Source organism: Roseburia sp. 1XD42-69 (assembly GCF_003612565.1).
GTDB lineage: Bacteria > Bacillota > Clostridia > Lachnospirales > Lachnospiraceae > Roseburia_B.
The window spans coordinates 149251-165430 of record NZ_RAZG01000001.1; the positions used below are offsets into that span (position 1 = coordinate 149251).

The window sequence follows — 16180 nt, forward strand, 5'->3', positions numbered from 1 at the left end:
AATTACAATTAAAGTATATCATACCAGATGTTTAAGTAAATGCTTTTGCCAGAAATAGATAGTGTAATTTTACTTTAGGTCTTGAAATATATACGTAGTTTATCCAATATCACACCAAAATAGCATGGGACAACAATTTTCCTGCACAATACCAAATTTCATAGGAAATGTTTCTATTTCAAAAATCAAAGAAAATTTTACACTATCAAAAAATAAGATAATTGGTAGTCCGCTGGTTGGGACCAGACGCTGTAGGTCCAAGTCCTGCTATTCAGATTTTAGACAGTCATCATGGCTGTCTTTTTTAATTTCAATTATAACACAATATTTCAAAGAATGAAAGGATGGTGACAACATGCCAAGAAAAAAAATCACAATCATCTGGCAATAAACCGTTGCCAGCCAATCAACAAAAAGGGAAAAAAGTATGCACATGCTGTCACGAGGAGAAAAATTTAACAGAAAAAAAGAAATAAATAATAACGACTATGAGAGGATCGATTTTTGTGTTCGTTACACAAGTGGTTGTATCCGAGTAGAAGACGCAAGGAAATCATGAGCCTTGTGAGTTGGTTACTAACCTCACCACTCTTCTACTCTTTTAATGATTTTTTTGAGGTTAGGGAAAGAAGGTTAGAAAATATGGGAAAGAGAATAACTACAGAAGATTTTAAACACACTATTTTTGAATTAACTGGAAACGATTTTGAATTATTATCGGAATATAAAACAGCTAAAACCAAAGTGTTAATGAAGCATAATAAATGTGGCAACAAATTTGAAATTGCTCCAGATAATTTTAAATCTGGAAATCGGTGTCCATTTTGTGCTGGTAAGAGACATAATATTGACGAAGCTATTAAAAAAGCATCAAAATTAAATCTTTTACTTTTAGAAGATAAATATGTTGGAATATTTAACAAAATGAAATGTACATGTAATGCACATCCAGAAGAAGGAATTTTATATACATCAATGAGTGCTTTGAATCTTGGAAATACATGTTGTCCTAAATGCAGATATATAAAAGCAAGAATCACAGAAACAAAAAATATAAACATTGATGATATAAGAAACGAATTCAAGGAAAGAAATTTAACTTTAATTTCTATGGAATATATAAATTGTAAAACTCCATTAACATATATTTGTAATAAACATATTGAAGATGGTGAACAAATAGTTACATATGACGCATTTAAAAACAATACTAAATTTTGTTGTAATTCATGTGCTAAAGAACACATATCAAATTTACACATGACACCAATAGAAGATATTAAAAAGATTGTAGAAGAACACAATTTTGAATTTATTAAAATATCAAAAAATGGTCGCAGAACTATGGTTCATTGTATATGTAATGAACATAGAGATAAAGGTATTCAAATAAAATCACTTTCTGGAATCAAAAGAGGTTTGGGATGTATTTATTGTGCTGGGATAGCAAAATTTACACAAGAAGAATTTGAATCTAAAGTCAAAGAAAATGATAGAAATATTCAGATTGTATCCAAATACAACGGAAATAAAAGCAAAGTAAATTGTAAGTGTAAACAATGCGGATACGAATGGTCTTCTATTGCTTCTAATTTAATGTATGGCGGTGGTTGCCCTAATTGTTCTGGTAGTAAGGGCGAAATGCGAATCCGAGATTATTTAGATGATAATAATTTAAATTATGAAAGAGAGTTTTCTTTTGATGATTTATATGGTGATTGCAATAAACAGTTACGGTTTGATTTTGTAATATTTAATGAAGATGGAACTATCAAATGTCTTATTGAATATGATGGTATACAACACTTTAAGCCAATTAACTTCTGGGGTAATGAATATTCACATACACAAATTAGATTTGAAACATTGCAACGATACGATAATAGAAAAAGCAATTATTGTAAAGATAATGGAATTTTATTGATTCGTATTCCTTATACTGAGTTTGATAATATAGAAAACATTTTAGAAAGTCGGCTGTCTTGTCAGTCGGCTTAATTTATTTGAAAGGAAGTGGCGATTATAGCTACAAAAAAGGAAACTATTAAAAAGAAATGCCCTATTTGTGGCGATAATAAGTCTATTGCCACTGGTTTTTATAAATCATCTAGTCCTTTATTTTCATTAGATGGGTGTGTACCAATATGTATTTCATGTGTGAAAAAGGAAGTTATAAATAAAGATGGCACTGTTAATGAAAATAAATTAAAAACAATGTGTCAGAGATTGGACAAGCCATATTATACAGATGGATTAGATTCTGCATTTTTACAATGCAAAAAGGAACATGGCTATTTATCTGATGATGAAATCGCTAAATATGGAAATGAAATTATTGGTTTCTATTTTAAGAATATCAATACATTGAGACAAAATAGAAATAAAAGTTTTGTAGATTCTGAAAAAGATGGTTTTTCTCATAAAACTGTGAATACCAATACACAAAATAAGAAAGAGCAAACAATACAAAGATATTCTGATATAAGAGATAAAAAGCAAAATACAGCTATATCTGTTACAAATAACACCATTGAACAAGAAGAACTTATTTATGATGATAAATGGATGGGTAAGTATAGTCAAAAAGATATTGATTACTTAAATAGTTATTATGCTGGACTTGAACGAGACTACAAAATAATCACAGAAAACCACCGTGACTACGCTCGTAAAATTGCAAAAGCAAGCCTTCAGATGGATAAAGCATTTGATGAAATGATAAATGGAATTGAAGGCGCTGACGCAAGGTATAAAAATGCAAGGGAAGCTTTTGACACCCTATCAAAATCTGCAAAATTCAGTGAAAGTACCAGAAGTGTAAATGATGTAGGTATAAGTAGTTTTTCTAAAGTTGCTGCTATGGTTGAATCCCATAATTGGATTCCAGAACATATTCCACTAAAGAAAGATACGATTGATGAAATGATAGACTATTTAAGCACTATCACAAAATCGCTATAATGGTATGCTTATGGATAAATATGAAAAGCAATTAAAAAAAGAAAAGCAACTTTATGATAAAAACCATTCAGAAGATTTTGATTCTACATTTTCCAATGATCCAATCAACGAGGCTTCTATTGATTATGAAGCGTGGACTGAATTTTTCTCATATTACAGATATTACATAGACGAATTTGCAATTAACATACTCCATGTAGACCTTTTCCCTTTTCAAAGAGTAATTCTTAGAGCAATGGGAAGAGGTCAATTTAGTTGCCTTATTGCTTGTCGTGGTATTGGTAAATCATGGATTGTATGCTTGTTCTATGTATGTGTTTCTATTCTTTATCCGGGGTTAAAATGTGGTATAGCATCTGGTATGTCACAGCAGAGCCGAAATGTCATTATACAAAAATTAAAAGGCGAACTTTCTAAAAATGAAACTATTGCAAGAGAAATTAACTTTCCTATCAGGACTGGTGCTGATGACTGTTATGCAGAATTTAAAGGAGGTTCTGAGATTAGGGCTATTACTCTTGCGCAAGATCGTGGTGGTGAATCTGCGAGATCATGGAGATTCCATTACCTCTTAATTGATGAAGCACGGCTTGTAAAAGATGATATTATCGAAACTATTTTGATTCCTATGACTAAAACTAAACGCCCTAATGCTTTGAAATGGAAACAAAATGAAAAAGGTAAAGTAATCTTTATATCTTCTGCTTATCTGAAAACAAGTTCTCTATACAAAAGATTTAAGTACCATTATGAACAAATGATAGATGGTAATAAAAACTATATTGCTATGTGTTTTCCTTATCAAGTAGGAATTCAAGCAGGACTGTTTGGTGAAGATGATATTGAACAAGAATTATCTAAACCATCTATGACAAAGGATAAATTTGCTTATGAGTATGAAGGAATATTTGTTGGCTCTAGTGGAGAAAGTTATTTTCCTTATGAATTAACAAATGAGTGTCGTGTATTAGAAAGACCAGAGTTAGAACAACCAAAAAAATCTAATTCAATTTACATTATCACACATGACGTTGCTGTTTCTGATGCAAAAGGTTCTGATAATGCTTGTACTCATGTTATAAAACTTAAACCAAGACCAGACGGTACATATCTAAAGCAAATTGTGTTCACTAAAGTTGTTAATGGTATGCCACTAAATAAACAAAGAGATATGTTAAGAGAATTATTACATTTGAAATTTCCTAACACGGATCGAATATTGATTGACGCTCAAGGTGCTGGTGCTGGTTTGCCAAGTTTGTTTTATGAATCATGGGAATATAGAGATGAGCGTACTGGTAAAGTCACTGAATATCCACCATTGATACAAGATGATGACGAAGTTGGTATTAAAACAATAGAAGGTGCATTACCTATTATTCGTGCAATACATGGTATGAATAATTTCGTAAATTTGTATTATCCATACATGAAAGCATGTTTTGAAAATCATACATTGGAATTGTTAAAGCAATCCGAGGAAATTGATTCTTTGTATAAGCAAGGACAACTTACTTTAGATGAATATGAACAGTATATACAACACGATATTCTTCAAAGTGAATTAAGCAACATTAAGCAAGATTTTACAAATGCAGAAAAGATGACCTATACAAGAATTGTGAAATCTACTAAGCGAGATAGAGCAACAAGTCTTATGTATGGGTTAAGCATTTGTTGTGAAATGGAGAATGAAAATAAAAACAAAATATATAAGAAGCAAACAAAAATCAATGTCTCCTCTCTCACTGCTCTTGCACGTAAACCAAAATTATATTCTCACTAGGAAAGGCGGTGGTCAAACATCGAAGAAAATACAAATAACAACGGAGCAATAAAAGAACAGTTTCAAGAAGATAAAAAGAATGTGGATAATTTTCTTAATGGGAAATCACCGACTTTCAATTTTGCAAGTTTGAAACGACTGGCGTTATCAGAGTTAGCATATAAAGGTGCTTTCAAATATAATCGTATTTGTGGATTTACAAGAAGTCAAATACTTCGTATCGTTCAAAACCCTGAACAGTATGGAAGTTCTATAATTCGTTTATCACAATATATGTATCTAAAAAGTGGTTATTATAAAAGACTTATTGATTATTTTGTTAATATGGCTGTAGTAAACTGGACTGTTGATACCGAGATAAAACAAGAGAAAATGTTTTGTACTACTAAAACTGATAAAGCCAAGAAACAATATCAAAAAGATTTTAAAAAGAATTATATCAAATTCACAGCGCAAGCAAACAAATTCAAACTAGATAATCGAATTACTGACATTATGAAAAAACTTTTTCTTGAAGATGCTTGTTTTGGATTTGTAACAGAAAATGATACTGATATTTCTATATTTTTTATTGATCCAAGATATTGTGAAATCAAAAAACTTTCCAACGGTTCAATTTATCAATATGCTATCAATCGCAGCTTATTAAGTAATTCATATTTAAAAACACTTCCTTTAGAATTACAGGAATTATTAGAACAATCAAAGGAATTTTCTCTGAATAATATGGTTATGGTTCCATATGAAAATTCATTGTGTTTGAAGTATAATAATGATTTTACATATTTGTATAGTCCCTTCTTTCCTTTGATAGCCTCAATACTTGATATAGATGATATAAAAGATTTGGTCAAAGCAAAATCAGAAGCAGACGCATATAAACTAGTTTATTTCAAGATACCTGTTGATGACGAAGGTCATATAACTATGGGTGATGAGTTAATCTATCCATTCGTTGAAATGGCAAAGTCTATCCTACCTGATCGCTTTGGCGTTGTACCATCCCCTATGGACTTACAGCTTATTGAGTCAAAATCTACTATATCAGATGATAAAAATAAGGTTGAACAGGCTGTTGAAAATTATTATGGAGAAGCCGGTGTATCTAAAGCACTCATATCTTCTGCTTCTAGCGGTTCTGAATTGAAATTGTCTATGAAGGTAGATTCTTCTGATATTTATCGTATATATCGCCAACTTGAATCATGGATGGATTTGCAAATGAAACTTCGTAATTACATCTATGACGATTATCAATTTGTCTATCGAATTTTACCAGTTACTATTTTTGACGTAGATGACTATATAGAAAAGAAATTAAAATTGGCACAAGCATCTCTACCAGTTAAAGGAGAATTATTAGCAGCAACGGGTGTAAATACCGCAAAGATGCTTGGAAATTCATTTACAGAGCAGATGTTTAAAGAAGATATTTATGATAAGTGGGAAGTGTTAAAAACCTCATACACAACTGCAAATGATGGATCAGAAGGTGGTAGACCAATGAATGATGATACTGATTTGGCTCCTTCTACAGATACGCAGCGTGGCAACGATTCAAACAATATGGATAATCGCATATAGAAAGTTGGTGATTGAATATATGGGTGAGGTGTTGATTTTAGACCAAGTAAAGGCAGATATATTACAGTCGATTGGTTTCAAATATACAAAAAGAAACATTGATAATAAAGAAGTGTTTGTGTTTATACAAACAAATGAATTGATGAAGGAACTGAACTCAAAGTTTGAGCAAGGTTCTTTTTTATTTAATCCGAATGTTTGCTTGTAAAAATTTGGGAAGGAGGATGTAGATTGCCAAATACAGAATTAAAAAATATTGATATGACTGCAAAATTTACTAATTTTCAAGTCATCAATAAAGATTTTACTCGATGTAGATGTAATGTCTTTTACACAGGACGTAATAGAAATTATTCTGATATAACAGAAGAAGCATTACAAAAATTTATTGCAAGAAAAGGTTATTCAAATGTTCCTGTTGTTGCACATCTTATGAAAGATGATGATGGAAATTATTATATCGGCGGTCATGATTCTAAAATTATCATAGATAATAATGGAATTGAACTTGTTAATGAATGTGTGCCGTTTGGCGTAATTCCAGAAGACTGTAATCCGTCTATGGATTTAATTACAGAGCGTTCAGGAGAACAACGTAAATATTTTTCAGTTGATATTATCTTATGGACACATCGTTATCCAATTATGGAGGCAGCTTATAGTGATGAAATATATTTCAATCAATCAATGGAAATTTTCTTTGAAGATTACAACTATGATAACGACTATGTTGTAGTTAATGACTTCTCTATGTCTGCATTATGTTTGCTAAGGCGTAGTATGGACGCAAATGAAAATATAGAACCTTGTTTTGAGTCTTCCAGGGTGAAGGCTTTTTCTATTGATACAGATAAATTCAAACAGAACTTTGAGCTGATGTTAGAAAAATTAAAACAGTATGAATCAGATGGTACTACTACCGCTGTTCAAAATAATGTAACAAACGAACCTAATAAGGAGGAAAAGAAATTTATGGATTTAGAAAAGTTGAAATCTTTTCTTTCTACTTTTACAGTTGGCGAAAGTGAAAATGCAACCGAGCAGTATGCATTTATTGACGCAACTGAAAATTCTTTTACGGTTATGGATAAGCATGATTGTCTTAAAGTTTATACCGTTGAATTTGCACTTGATGACGATGGTAACATTGCTGCTGATTGGGATGGAAAAGTAGAAAAGAAATTTTCTGTAGTAGATTTTGAAACTGAAAATGCAGTATCTATGAACGATTTAATTGACTTTAACAAAGTTATAGATAGGTGTGCAGAAGAAAAAGCATTTTCTATTACGGAGGAACTTACTGCAACATTTAATGAGGATATTGAAGCTAGAGATACCGCTTACGCTGAGTTAAATGATAAGTACACCAAAGCTGTCACAAGGCTTTCTGAGTATGAAAGTGCTGATGCAGAGGCAAAACGTCTTGCACATAAGAATGAGATTGACACAATCGTTGCTGACTTTGCAAAGAAGATTGGCAGAAGTCCAAAATTCTTAGTTTACAAAGCAAAACTTAATGCTGATGAAGTAACAACAGAACAGGTTATGCACGACTTAACACTGATGGCAGGTCAGGAAATGGTAAGTAAATCTGCTTCTTTCTCTTATCAGCCACAGGAAACAAATGTAGCTTCTAAAAAAGATGATGAATTGACTAATAGATATGGTCATTTATTGGACAAGCACAGAAAATAAGGAGGGTTTTTAAATATGGCAAATTATAATGTAGTCGAAACCACAAATATGTGGGGCGCAAAGTGTCTGTCTTTTCAGGCAACTTCTGATATTGAAAATGGAATGTTAGTTGCAAAGGGTGATTTAGTAACTGGTGAAACAGATATTTATACTGCTTCTGTTCCTACTACTTCTGATGAAGTATATCTTGTGGCAAATCCTGCATGGTCTTATGACAACAATCGAGCAACCGATCAGAATGAAGAGAATTATATTAACAAGGCTGGTGTGCCTTTTAGAGTTTATCAGTTAAAGAAAGATAATAAGTTCAAGACTTATAGCACTGGTATTACACCCATTACTGAAACAAAAGAAAGCGAAACAAAAGATGTACCTGTAGCAGTTGGTCAGTATATCACTGTTGATGGCTCTACAAATAAGCCTAAAGCAGTTGCTACGAAGCCTACTTCTGGTTTTGTTGGTAAGGTAATTGCCGTTGAGGAAATTGGTTTCCCTTACTGCATTGGTTCTATTGGTCAAAATGTTGTTATCGGTTCTGGTGATTCCGCTGTTGGTATGGGATATTCCGCTGATACAAGAGTAACCAAAGTAACTATTGAAGTTATTAAGAATGTCTAATTAGGGAGGTATATAAAATATGGGAAACTATCTTGTTGAATTAACAAATTTGATGAATGATTCTCTTACTGGCAGAGTTGGTCTGTTTGCAGAAGGTGCAGAAAAGTTTACGGATCAGGCTATAAGAGAGGCGTTCTTTGATATTCTTGGTGAAGATAAACTTACTTGGCAGGGTTGGAGAAACCATAAGAATGAAATCTTTACTGTCATGGAAAATGTACTTACAACCAATCTGCCTCTTGCATGGGAAGGTTCTCCTTTCTATGAGCAGTTCGTAGAAGTGAAGAACGGTGCATTAGGCGATAAGAATGAGTTTGTAGTTGAGGACAATTCCGTTCTTGTTGCAACAAAATTTGCTGGTAATTACTGGTCTACTGACAGAACGAAGTTACAGGGCAAAAAGAGTTTTGGTGTATCTACGGAATGGATTTACATTCATATTTATGATGAATTAGAGAGATTCCTGAAGGGTACTGTTACTATTCCTGAAATGCTTGCTAAGTTGCAGAAAGGTTTCCAAAATGAAATTGATGCACGTATCTATACTGCTTTCAATGGTGCTGGTACATATCTTCCTTCCGCATTTCAAGAGTCTGGTTCTTATGATAGAACTACTATGGCAAATCTGATTGAGAAGGTACAGGTTGCTTCTCAGAAAAATGTAGTTCTTGCTGGTACTCGTACTGCTCTTGCGCAGATTGCAGAAGGTATGGACACAAAACTTATTTCCAATTCTCAGAAAGAAGAATTTGCAACTAATGGTTGCGTTCTGAATTTGACTGGTCTTGGTGTAAGTGCAATCATGATTCCTCAGACATTTGTTCGTGGTACTTATGATTTCAAAGTAGATAATAAGTCTATCTATGTTCTGCCTGATGCAGAGAAACCTATTAAGATGTACTTCGAGGGTGATACAAGGGCAAGAGACCTTACGGCACAGGATACGAACGATCAGACATACGACAGTCAGGTGCAGACAAAATTAGGAACCGGCATTGTGTTTAGCAATCTTATGGGCAAATATGCCGTATCTTAATTAGTAGATATATAAATTTTATTCAGCACCGATTAAGGTGTTATTTATGCCCAAATTGGTGCTGAAAATAAATCAATGAGGTAAATATATGGAAAAAGAACAGAAAAATTCATTTTTCCATTGCTACTCTTTTAACTTATATCATTTCTTAAAATCACAAGGTTTTAATTACATTAAAAAGTCTAAAAACAAGACTAATAATTTGACTTATTTCACTTTTGAGAAATCAGAAGAATTAAATAAGACAATCAACACTTGGAATGAGTTAAAAGAAAAATCAAAGATGGAGGAATTATAAACATGGATTATACAAAAATGGAACTTGACGAATTAAAAGAATTAGCAAAGTCAAGAGGTCTTAAAGTAGGTAATATTGGCAAAGATAAATTGATTGCAAAATTGAAAGAAAATGACGCATATACTGCTGTTTCTGCTGAAGACGATGATTTAGCAGAAAACGTAGATATGACGCAGACTGTAGAACAGAACAATGTACCAAAAGATGTAGAAAAATCACAGGATGAAGTATCGGAAGATACTAAACCAGTGTCTTTGTTGGATGCTATTTCTGAAACCATTGACGATTTAGATGAATCCGCTGACGATAAAGACGATTACGAAGATAAATTAGACCTTGATACTTCTATTCCAGTTAAATCTATTACATTTGGCGGTCTTACATATAAATCTAGGACAACAAACGCTGTAATCAGATGGAAACAGATTGGTGAAATTCAATACATGACGGTTGCAGAACTGAATGAAATGAATAATTACAGTAGCGATTTCCTTAATAAACCATTGGTTATTCTTATGGACGAACGTGCTGTTAAAAAGTTCAGGCTTACTCCTGTATATGAGAATGTTGCAAAGCTAAACAATCTTAAATCAGTTTTTAATTCTGATTTGGCTACAATTAGCAAGGTCGTAGATGATGCTTTGCGTGTAAATATGCGAGATATTCTTATTAGCAAGGTAAGACAGATGTATAAGACAGGAAAATTAGTTGATGTCAATGTACTTCGACTGTTACAGGATAAATTACATTTTGATATTTTAAGTGAATAATATAAAGGCAGGTGATGGATATGGCTAATACTACATACAAAGAACTTGCCGATGCTGTTTTCCGCAGTATAAAGGATCGTTCTTTTTGTGATATATCAGAAGAAATGGCTTATGACATTGTTATTGGCTATATCAGACCCGCCATCGTTAAATTTCAGTCATGCAAACAGGATCTATCACAAAGAGACGATGAACTTGGACAATTTAATTTTAGATTGACAGATGATACATTTATTCTGTTGTGTAACTATATGACGATAGAATGGCTTACAAGTGAGTTTATTTTGACAAGGGAAGCATTAAAGGCTCGTATGTCTACTGTTGATTTTCATAAGATTGATAACAAAGATATGCTTACAAAAGCAAAAGAATTACGTTCTGAACTTATGAAAGAGAATGATCAACTTGCAATCAATAAATCATACAGAAATTCCAAGTTGTTTGACTTAGTTACAAATAGAAAGAAGGTGTAATGTATGAGCCTTCAACTTATGAAAGAGCGAATCAAACATAGTGGTTCTACGGCACGAGAGGAAATGATAATTGATGGACAGAATCTATTAAAAGAAGAGTTAGAACATGATTCGTCTTACTCTCCCACTATGTATTTCTGGAATCCAGTGTTGGGATGTGATGACAGACCTGCAAAAGTCAGAATATATAAACGGAAATATAGTTCGCTAAATGGAAACTATCAGAATTTTCTAACCACATATGACAATCCAATTAAGATTGGTGAGTATCTGCACGATACGAAAGATGATACATACTGGCTTATATATAATTCTTTCAATGTCAATGATGTACATTATGAAGGGAAAATGATTCAGTGCAATTATCTTCTAAAATGGCAGCTTGCAAATGGGGAAATTATAGAGCGTTATTCTAATATAGTTTCTGCATCCAAGTATGATGTTGGAGAGACAGGTAATAGTACGCTTGTGCTGAGTTCTAACAACTATACTATCCTTATTGGATATTGTGAAGAAGGTTTTGAACTGGAAGGCAAACGAGTATTCATTGATATGAAGCCAACTAAGCCTACTAAGGTGTTCAAAATTACTCGTAGTGACGATGTTCTGTATAATTCTGGTAATATGGGTTCCTTGTTAAGTTTCATAGCTGATAAAACAGAATTCAATCCAAATGACGATAATCAGGAATTGAGGATATGTGATTATAATAAAAATACCACTCCTCTCCCACCAACTCCACCAGAACCCGATGAAACGACAGATTTAAGGTGTGTAATTTCTGGGAATACAAATCTGAAAAATGGGTATAAGCGTCCTTATATTGTAAAATTCACAGATAAAAATAAAAATGATATTAGCTGGAGAGATGTTGATTTTAAATGGAATATAGTAGGCGATTTAGGACTCGTAGTAAATTCATATGAAAACAAAATAGACTTATTAGTAGACAATGAAGATTTAATAGGATCTTCTTTTTTATTGCAAATAATTATCATAGGTAAAGTTTTAGCAGAATTTGAAATAACAATAATTGAATGATAAAGGTGATTATGTCAAATTTATATAATGCATCAAGATATAAAAATGTGATAATAAATCTCCTCTTGAAAAATAATGATTTTGTCACATTGATGAATCCACAAAAGCCGCCACATAATCAGTTGGAAATACAAGATATGTTACTTGGTGGTACATGGTTTATTGACAGAAAGAAATATGAAGTTCAGGGACAACTTTTTGATCATAATTTCGTAGACGATACTACTGACGAAGAAAAAACATTTGTGTTTGTTGAAACAGATATAAATATGATTAGACAAAATATTTTTACTGACTTTGGCTTATATATATGCATTTTTACATCAAAATCTCTCATCAGAATAACAGATGATACCGTTCCTTCAATCAATGAAGTTGAAGGGATGGGTTATGAAGTAGGTCATTATGGCAACCGCATAGATATTTTATGCGATACTGTAGATCGAATTCTAAAAGGAAATAGAAAAATTAAAGGTATTGGTAATATAGAACCTGCTGAAAGGGGATTTTGCACATTATATTCTCCAAACAACAAATATTACGGAAAATGTTTAAAATACAACGTCACAAATTTAAACGAGGTTGAAAATAGTTGTGAAAATTAATAAAGAATATTTACTTCCATTTCTGATTTACAATAAACCTATCACCTACAATAATATTATACTATATCCTGTTACTATGAATGATGTTATTATGTTCCAAACTTTTTCAAATTCTATTACTGTAAGAAAAAATAGTATTTTTAGAAACAAACAGATTATAAAAATGAGTTATCTTGATTTCTTATTCTATTCTTTTGGAAATACGGATTTGGAAAATGAATATAAAATATCTGATTTATCTCAATATCTTTTTTTTGCGTTACAACTTTTAAGGTTATGTTGTAAAGATCAAGAAGTCAAAATTTTTCAAGGAAACATATTTATAAACAATAAAATAGTCACTCCTGAAATATTTGATGATCTAAGAAGGATTATTATTATTCAGAATGAAATAGATTTCGATATAGATGAATTTCTTAATTATGACACTGAACAGAAATTATTAAATGCACAACATTCGGTAAATAAAGAAGAAAACCAAGCGAATATTGAGGACTATATTGATTCTCTCATTATAGCTATGAATATTTCGGAAGAAAGAGTTATGCATATGACCATACGCAAATTTTGGAGATATATTAAACGTTATCAATTACATGAAGGATATACTATTGCAAAAACTGGTGAATGTAGTGGTATGGTTTCTTTCAAAGAACCAATCAAACATTGGATGGCTTCTCTTGAAGTGGATGATAAATATAAAAATATTAAAATGGATGAAAATGAATTAAAGAGCAAAGTAAGTTAATAGCTTTGTTCTTTTTTTTGTTTCTTAGATAATAAAGAAAGTGAGGATTTTTAATGTCTAAAAATGAAAAAAATTTTTTAGTAAGTACTGCAAATTTCGCTTTATATTATGACGATATTTTAGCATGTACTGGTACTACAAACCTTAATACTTCTATTGAAGTTTCTATGCAGGAACAGAATGTTAATGCAGGTAAAGGGAATAAATTAATTTATTCTTTTAAGTATGGAAGAGAGTTAGGAGTGACACTTGAGGCCGCAGACTGGAAATTAGAATATATTGCATCTCAGGTTGGCTCTAAAATTACAGATGGTCTTACCGATGTATATAAACTTGCTGAATGTATCCAGATCAATGATGGAATCGGGGTGCTACCTACTGTTCCTATTGGAGACGTTGCTGTTGAGTTAAATAATGGGCTTATTATAACCACAACACCAGAAAAAACAACTATAGATCTAACTAAATATGGCATTGAAAAAGGGACTGTAAAAGTAACATATCAATATAATCGTATTGCAAAATCTATTACTATTGATGCTGACAGTGCTCCTAATGTTTATAAACTTGTTCTTGACGCAGATAAGCATAATAATAATCTTGGGAAAGTTGGTAATGTTCAGGTAATCATTCCTTCATATCAACCAAGCGGTAATTTTACGATTAGCTTTACACCAGACGGCGTATCAAGTACAAATATTGATGGTAAAGCTCTTGCGGTTGAAGGAGATACATGCACAGATGGTTCTAGTGTATATGCATATATTAAAGAGTTTGATGATACAGTCAAAGCTTTAAATGTGACAGAACTTGCTGCTACTCCAGCAAGCATAAATCTTAATTCTACTGACACAAGTAAAACAACAGCCATTTCGGTTATAGGATTAAAAGGAGCCTTATATTCACCAGTACAGTTAGATAATATTGACTGCGTTTTTGTAAGTGATGCTCCAGATATTGCTGTTGTGGATGAAAAAGGAATTGTATCTGCTGTAGCTTCTGGGACTGCTAAAATTACAGTTACATATAATGGTGTTTCTGATGAAATTGATGTCACTGTAGTCTAAAAATAGTTTTAATAAAACGGATAGTTGAAAAATACTATCCGTTTATCTTTGGAGGACATTCAATGGAAGAAGAAATAATTAAACAGAATAATGAACTAAGTAGGAATTTAAAAACACGCACTAAAAAGAAAAAGGATGATTTTAAAGAAAAGGAATGTAGCGTTATAAATTATAACAATTCCTTAAAGACGTTGGACATAAATTTTGATGGATATGGGATTAGAATTAGAGATGTTAAGCACTTCAGCTGTCCTGCTACAACTGTGAATGTAAAATATAAAAGTGAAATAGGGCAACCTGATTTTTCTATTAAACTACTGTAGGTAAGTTATGTGTAAAAATTCTTATGAACAATTATCGGAACGTACTGGAAAAATAATGATCTTTTGTAATCTTATTGGAAATTCTGGAACAATAGATCAATTATGTATAAGTCAAAAATTTTGCAAAGATAAAGATAGGTATGTTGAGATAGACCAAAAAAGAGATTGCAAATATTATGAATGAATTAATTTACATAAACGATAAGATATGGTGATAAATTCAAAAGTAAGGTTATTCAAGAGAATGAATATAAAAGTAGATAACGTACCTGTGAGTGAACGGTTTTGGAATCAATAGTCAGGCAAGTTTACTACTTTCCTATTTTTAACAAGAATCAGAAAATATCTGGTTCTTTTTTATTGTAAAAAGAGAGGATGATAAGAATGGCAAATACAATTTCCAATTATGGTTTGAATCTTATCAAAAGGTTTGAAGGGTGTCGGCTATCCGCATATAGAGATACTGTAGGGGTTATTACCATTGGATATGGTTGGACAAAACCAATAGATGGTAAACCACTAACAATGGGAACTAAAATTACACAGGCAAAAGCTGAATCATTATTAAAAGAAGGTCTTAAATCATATGAATCAAAAGTAAATAAATATGATAATAAATATCATTGGAATCAAAACCAGTTTGATGCATTGGTGAGTTTCTGTTATAACATTGGAAATATCAATGGATTAACAGCAAATGGAACTCGTTCTATTTCACAAATTGCAGATAAATTTTTATCTTATAATAAAGCTAATGGACGAGTTATTGCAGGGTTGACATCAAGAAGAAAAGAAGAACGACAACTATTTTTAAAAACTGACATAACACAATCTGCTAATACAAACTATCTAAACACCGTAAATAAATATACTCAGAAAGACTTTGTAAGAGATATACAAAAAGCTATTGGTGCAAAAGTTGACGGAATTGCAGGGAATGAAACCCTATCAAAAACAGTAACAGTATCTATAACAAAAAATATTAAACATGCGGTTGTAAAACCAATACAGAAATATTTGAATACACTTGGATATAATTGTGGGACTGTTGATGGTATTACAGGGCAAAAATTTGATTCTGCCGTCAAAAAGTTTCAAGAAGCAAATGGATGTAAAATTGATGGAGAAATTACTGCCAGAAAGAAAACATGGCAAAAATTATTAAAGTTTTAGCG

17 protein-coding genes are annotated in these 16180 nt (G+C 31.9%); all 17 read left to right on the plus strand.

Going from position 1 to position 16180, the window contains the following annotated elements; translation table 11 throughout:
- Positions 1-642 precede the first annotated feature (642 nt).
- A complete protein-coding gene (locus D7Y06_RS01130) occupies positions 643-1998 on the plus strand; it encodes a zinc-ribbon domain-containing protein (protein WP_120405996.1) in 1356 nt (451 codons plus the stop codon).
- 15 nt (positions 1999-2013) lie between these two features.
- The gene (locus D7Y06_RS26415) at positions 2014-2961 is read left to right on the plus strand and encodes a hypothetical protein (protein ID WP_199714591.1); all 948 of its coding nucleotides are present in this window, start codon (positions 2014-2016) and stop codon (positions 2959-2961) included.
- 10 nt (positions 2962-2971) lie between these two features.
- Positions 2972-4747: a hypothetical protein gene (locus tag D7Y06_RS01140; RefSeq protein WP_120405997.1), complete on the plus strand. Its 1776-nt coding sequence runs from the start codon at positions 2972-2974 to the stop codon at positions 4745-4747.
- An 81-nt stretch (positions 4748-4828) separates the two neighbouring features.
- The gene (locus tag D7Y06_RS01145; protein ID WP_243119027.1) at positions 4829-6331 is read left to right on the plus strand and encodes a hypothetical protein; all 1503 of its coding nucleotides are present in this window, start codon (positions 4829-4831) and stop codon (positions 6329-6331) included.
- Between the two features lie 19 nt (positions 6332-6350).
- Positions 6351-6539, plus strand: coding sequence for a hypothetical protein (locus D7Y06_RS01150; RefSeq protein ID WP_120405999.1), 189 nt, complete (start codon positions 6351-6353; stop codon positions 6537-6539).
- A gap of 23 nt (positions 6540-6562) precedes the next feature.
- Positions 6563-8026 (plus strand): hypothetical protein, encoded by a 1464-nt coding sequence (locus D7Y06_RS01155; RefSeq protein ID WP_120406000.1) that lies wholly within the window; start codon positions 6563-6565, stop codon positions 8024-8026.
- A 15-nt stretch (positions 8027-8041) separates the two neighbouring features.
- A complete protein-coding gene (locus D7Y06_RS01160; RefSeq protein ID WP_120406001.1) occupies positions 8042-8644 on the plus strand; it encodes a hypothetical protein in 603 nt (200 codons plus the stop codon).
- Positions 8645-8663: 19 nt separating this feature from the next.
- Positions 8664-9680 carry a hypothetical protein gene (locus D7Y06_RS01165; protein ID WP_120406002.1) on the plus strand — a complete coding sequence of 339 codons (1017 nt, stop codon included), beginning with the start codon at positions 8664-8666 and terminating at the stop codon, positions 9678-9680.
- Between the two features lie 88 nt (positions 9681-9768).
- A complete protein-coding gene (locus tag D7Y06_RS01170; RefSeq protein WP_120406003.1) occupies positions 9769-9978 on the plus strand; it encodes a DUF5659 domain-containing protein in 210 nt (69 codons plus the stop codon).
- Positions 9979-9980: 2 nt separating this feature from the next.
- On the plus strand, positions 9981-10748 hold the full coding sequence (locus tag D7Y06_RS01175) for a hypothetical protein (RefSeq protein ID WP_120406004.1): 768 nt from the start codon (positions 9981-9983) through the stop codon (positions 10746-10748).
- 20 nt (positions 10749-10768) lie between these two features.
- Positions 10769-11221: a hypothetical protein gene (locus tag D7Y06_RS01180; RefSeq protein WP_120406005.1), complete on the plus strand. Its 453-nt coding sequence runs from the start codon at positions 10769-10771 to the stop codon at positions 11219-11221.
- Positions 11222-11239: 18 nt separating this feature from the next.
- Positions 11240-12262 carry a hypothetical protein gene (locus tag D7Y06_RS01185; RefSeq protein ID WP_147415558.1) on the plus strand — a complete coding sequence of 341 codons (1023 nt, stop codon included), beginning with the start codon at positions 11240-11242 and terminating at the stop codon, positions 12260-12262.
- Between the two features lie 11 nt (positions 12263-12273).
- The gene (locus D7Y06_RS01190) at positions 12274-12867 is read left to right on the plus strand and encodes a hypothetical protein (protein WP_120406046.1); all 594 of its coding nucleotides are present in this window, start codon (positions 12274-12276) and stop codon (positions 12865-12867) included.
- Positions 12857-13615: a hypothetical protein gene (locus D7Y06_RS01195; protein ID WP_120406007.1), complete on the plus strand. Its 759-nt coding sequence runs from the start codon at positions 12857-12859 to the stop codon at positions 13613-13615. The genes D7Y06_RS01190 and D7Y06_RS01195 overlap by 11 nt, the downstream gene beginning before the upstream one ends.
- Before the next feature lie 53 nt (positions 13616-13668).
- Positions 13669-14682: an Ig-like domain-containing protein gene (locus D7Y06_RS01200; RefSeq protein ID WP_120406008.1), complete on the plus strand. Its 1014-nt coding sequence runs from the start codon at positions 13669-13671 to the stop codon at positions 14680-14682.
- A 62-nt stretch (positions 14683-14744) separates the two neighbouring features.
- Positions 14745-15005 (plus strand): hypothetical protein, encoded by a 261-nt coding sequence (locus D7Y06_RS01205; protein WP_120406009.1) that lies wholly within the window; start codon positions 14745-14747, stop codon positions 15003-15005.
- Between the two features lie 384 nt (positions 15006-15389).
- Positions 15390-16178: a glycoside hydrolase family protein gene (locus D7Y06_RS25790; protein ID WP_158591185.1), complete on the plus strand. Its 789-nt coding sequence runs from the start codon at positions 15390-15392 to the stop codon at positions 16176-16178.
- The last annotated feature ends 2 nt before the right edge of the window (positions 16179-16180 follow it).